We start from the raw sequence: 3,664 nt of genomic DNA on the forward strand, positions 1-3,664 counted from the left end.
TCGTCGCAGGACGGGCGGCAGCGGCGCGTTCGTGTGCCGGCGTCCGCGACGGGGCGGGCGCCGGGTCACGTCAGGCCGGGCCAGGTCAGGCCGCGCCGGGCCAGGTCACGTCGGGTCAGTCTCACACGGCGACGCGCCGCCGACCGCCCGCCCGCGCGTCGCCCGCCACCGGTCCGGTCGTCCGGTACGCCTTCACCTGCTTGCCGGCCGCCCGGCCGCGCTTCACCCAGTCCGTACGCACCCAGTAGAGGACGTCCTCGCGCTGTTCGAGCCGCCCGATGCGCGACGCCCGCAGCCACAGCCCCGCGCCCGCCCCGGCCAGCACCATCCCGCCGGCCCCCGGCAGCAGGAAGCCGGCGCCCAGGGCGACCAGGAAGGCGCCGAGCAGCCACCACCGGTACGTCCGCCGCCAGTTGCGCAACGTCACGGCCCGGTCCTGGAGCACGTCGGTGCGCCCCGCCCGGGCGGCGCCCTTGCCCAGCTCCGCGTACCGCTTGACCCCGGCCGTCGCCACCACCGCGAGCGTGACGACGAAGAGCGCCGCGCCCGCGAGCAGCCCGATCCGGCGCCCCGTCCCGGCGGGGACGAGCGCCCCCACGACGACCACCAGGAGCCCCGGCCACCACAGGGGTGCGGCCCCGGCCCGCACGATCACGGCCACCCTCGCCAACGACTGTGCTCCGCGCCCCATGTCCGTACCCCTCTCCGCGTGTTCCCGGCGCCTCGGCCGGTTCCTCTGGGCGCGGAGACTAGTGGGTGTATCTGAGTCCCGTCTGAGAAATCGGGCGAAGAAATCGGACGGCCGCGGGATGCGGGGAGCATCAGCGCGGCGTGTAGGACGCGACCGCCTGAGCGTAGAACCGGGTGATGTCCTCGCGATTCCCCTCGGGCCCACGGAACTGCACGATGTCGTAGCGGTCTCCGACGACGAGCATGACGAGGTTCTCCGCGTAGATGTTCCGTCCGTCCTCGGTCGTCCAGGAGTAGGCGCCCCTGGCCGCCTGGTGACCGTCGACTTCGGTCCGGCCGAGACCGGAGATGCTCGCCCATTCCGATTCCCGGAAGGGAGCCAGTTCGGGCTCGGTCTTTCCCTGATAGTCGATGAGCCCGGCGGCTCCGGCTCCCCCGGCGTCCCGGCCGGGACCGACGATCAACTCGAAGTCCCCCGCGGTGTAGCGGTACTGTCCCTCGGCATTCCTGGAGTGCCGCTTCCACCCCGCAGGCACCTCGAGCGAGAACTCGGGCTCCTGGACACGCGTATAGCCTGCCGTGTCCTGCGGCGCCGTACTTCGCGTGGAGGAGGACGTGGGCCGCGCAGCCGGCCCCGGCTCCTTGTTGCCGTCTCCGGTCAGGTGGATGATGCCCCAGGCCAGGGCACCGAGCAGGCCGACGGTCAGCACCACGGACCACGGACGCATCCGGCCGGGGTCACGCGGCGCTCGGGTTTCTCCTGCCGCTTCACCCCGGCCCCGAGGCACCCCGGTCACTCCCGGCGTGCCGGCCTCTTCCGTCATGACGACCTCGGCCGGCGCCACTGTCGTGGCCGCTTCGGCCGACGCCTCCGCCACGGCCGCTTCGGACGCCTCCGCCACGGCCGCTTCGGCCGACGCCGCCGTCACGGCCGCTTCGGGCGCCTCCGCCACGGCGGCTTCGGTGGCCTCCGTCACCGGTACGCGGTCCGGCTTCCCGCCCGCCACCGCGCCGAGTACGGCGACCACCCGCTCGACCGGCGGCCGGTCACCCGGGTCCTTGGCCAGCAGCTTCTCGACGAGGCCCGCCAGCCGGGCGACCCTCGACAGCCTCGGATTCTCGTCCAGCACCGCCGAGATGGTGGCCGGGACCGAATCCCGCTGGAAGGGCGAGTACCCCTCCACCATCACGAAGATCAGCACGCCGAGCGACCACAGGTCCGCAGCGGAGCCGGGCCGGTGCCCCTCCATCCGCTCGGGTGCCGTGAAGGCGAGCGATCCGACGAACTCGCCCGTCCGGGTCAGCGGCTCCTCACCCTCGATGTGGGCGATACCGAAGTCGGTCAGCACCACGCGTCCTGCGGGACCGAGAAGGACGTTGGCGGGTTTGACGTCGCGGTGCAGCACCCCGCGGTCATGCGCGGCGGCCAGTGCCTCAGCGACCGACAGGGCGATCCGTGCCGCCTCGGTCTCCGGGAGGGGCGACTTCCGCCGGAGCAGTTCCGCGAGGGACTCTCCGTGCACCAACTCCATGACGATCCACGGGTGGCCGTCCTCGATGACGATGTCGTGAACCGTCACGGCGGCCGGATGATTCACGCGCGCCGCCGCACGCGCCTCCCGCAGGATGCGCTCGACGTGACCGGGCCGGCCGGCGACGTTCGCCTCTTTGACGGCCACTTCGCGCTCGACCAGGACGTCCCGGCCCCTCCAGACCGTTCCCATACCGCCCGCGCCGAGGCGCTCGATCAGTCGGTACCTGTTGCCGACCAACCGCCCGCTCGCCGCGTCCGCTTGCGGACCCGCCCCCGTCGTCATGGACGAATCATGCCCGAGGAGAGGCGAGTTCGGGGCTCTACGGCGTCATCACCGTGCACCGCACCGCTACTCCACGAACAGCCCCCGCGCCGCCGCCCGTGCGTCGAAGGCTTCCAGCCGGGCCTGCGCGTCCGGCAGCCCGTCGCACATGGCCTCCAGCAGGACCCGGCCGAGCAGCATCGGGGCGCAGGCGGTGTCGAAGGCGAGGCCGGTGCCGACCGGGGCGGGGATGAGCAGGTCGCTGAGTGCGGCGACCGGGGCGAACACGGAGTCGGCCACGGTCACCGTGGTGAGCCCCTGGTCCCGGGCGTGGCCGAGCGCGTCCAGGGTCTCTCTCGGGTGGCGGGGCAGCGCGAAGCAGAGGAGCACCTCGGCGCCCGCCCGGCGGGCCGCGTCGATGCGGTCGCGCAGCATCGAGCCGCCCTCGTCGAACACCCGGACGTCGGGGTGCACCTTCGCGGCGAAGTAGCCGAACCCCCGGGCCTGCGAGGAAGCGGCGCGCAGTCCGAGCACCGGCAGCGGGGTCGACGCGGCCAGCAGCCGCCCGGCCCGCTCCACGGGCTCCGGGTCGGCGAGGAGTTCGGAGAGGTGGCGCAGGTTCTCGATCTCGGCGTGGACGGCCTGCTGGTAGGCGTTGAACGCGTACGGGTTCTCGGCGCCCGCCTCCCGGCCCGCGTCGGCGGGTCCGGTCTCCCGCAGGTGCCGCCGGAGCGAGGGGTACCCGTCGAAGCCGAGCGCGACGGCGAACCGGGTGACGGAGGGCTGGCTGACCCCGGCCAGCTCGGCGAGTTCGACGCTGGAGAGGAAGGGGGCGTCGGCGGCCCGGCGGACCAGGGAGGCGGCGATCCGGCGTTGGGTCGGAGTGAGCCGCCGTCCCTCGAAGAGCCGCTGCAGCCCTGCCGTAGGGGTGGGTCCGCTCCCGCCCATGCCCTGCCTCCGCACGTCCGTCGCCGTCGCGATCTGCGCCGTCCCGTCCATTCAGCCAGCAAGCGGACTGCATGTCCATATACAGGGGAGCTGTGGACGGGGAGGAGCACGGCGGAGATCGGCTCGGCGGGCGAGCGGCGCGTATACGGCGTACGTGCGCCGGGGCTCCGGGGTGGTGGCGTGGACCCGCCCCGGACCGGAGAGCGCCGACGGCCGGCCGGTGTGAACCC

The 3,664-nt window shown here is 73.6% G+C and carries 3 protein-coding genes; all 3 read right to left on the reverse strand.

Annotation, left to right across the window (positions count from 1 at the left end):
* Positions 1-121: 121 nt before the first annotated feature.
* The 3 genes from ACFWEP_RS33050 to ACFWEP_RS33060 all read right to left on the reverse strand — a co-directional run bounded on the left by ACFWEP_RS33050 (position 122) and on the right by ACFWEP_RS33060 (position 3,401).
* The gene (locus ACFWEP_RS33050; RefSeq protein WP_387375748.1) at positions 122-691 is read right to left on the reverse strand and encodes a hypothetical protein; all 570 of its coding nucleotides are present in this window, start codon (positions 689-691) and stop codon (positions 122-124) included.
* 130 nt (positions 692-821) lie between these two features.
* Positions 822-2,507, reverse strand: coding sequence for a serine/threonine-protein kinase (locus ACFWEP_RS33055; RefSeq protein WP_387375750.1), 1,686 nt, complete (start codon positions 2,505-2,507; stop codon positions 822-824).
* 66 nt (positions 2,508-2,573) lie between these two features.
* Positions 2,574-3,401, reverse strand: a complete 828-nt coding sequence (locus ACFWEP_RS33060) for a MurR/RpiR family transcriptional regulator (RefSeq protein ID WP_387375752.1) — start codon at positions 3,399-3,401, stop codon at positions 2,574-2,576.
* Between the last annotated feature and the right edge of the window lie 263 nt (positions 3,402-3,664).

The organism is Streptomyces sp. NPDC060198, assembly GCF_042728415.1.
GTDB lineage: Bacteria > Actinomycetota > Actinomycetes > Streptomycetales > Streptomycetaceae > Streptomyces.